Annotated in this window: 1 protein-coding gene; it reads left to right on the top strand. The window is 65.4% G+C overall.

Annotated features, from left to right (window positions below; all coding sequences use genetic code 11):
• Window positions 1-448, top strand: a 448-nt coding sequence (locus M4J07_RS47735) for a thiamine pyrophosphate-dependent enzyme (protein WP_255983664.1), incomplete at both ends; no start/stop codon positions are given.

Genomic DNA, 448 nt, shown 5'->3' with positions numbered 1-448 from the left:
AGCAGTCCATGAAGGACTTCAAGTCCGACCAGGAAGTGCGCTGGTGCCCGGGCTGCGGCGACTACGCCATCCTCGCGGCCGTCCAGGGCTTCATGCCCGAACTCGGCCTCGCCAAGGAGAACATCGTCTTCGTCTCCGGCATCGGCTGCTCCTCCCGCTTCCCGTACTACATGAACACCTACGGGATGCACTCCATCCACGGTCGCGCCCCCGCCATCGCCACCGGACTCGCCTCCTCCCGCCGCGACCTCTCCGTCTGGGTCGTCACCGGCGACGGCGACGCCCTCTCCATCGGCGGCAACCACCTCATCCACGCCCTCCGCCGCAACGTCAACCTCAAGATCCTCCTCTTCAACAACCGGATCTACGGCCTCACCAAAGGCCAGTACTCCCCCACCTCCGAAGTCGGCAAGATCACCAAATCGACGCCGATGGGCTCCCTCGACGC

This window comes from Streptomyces longispororuber (assembly GCF_024448165.1).
Lineage (GTDB): Bacteria > Actinomycetota > Actinomycetes > Streptomycetales > Streptomycetaceae > Streptomyces > Streptomyces longispororuber_A.
The sequence above is the reverse complement of the archived record's forward strand: the minus strand, read 5'-3'. Positions and strand labels throughout refer to the sequence as shown.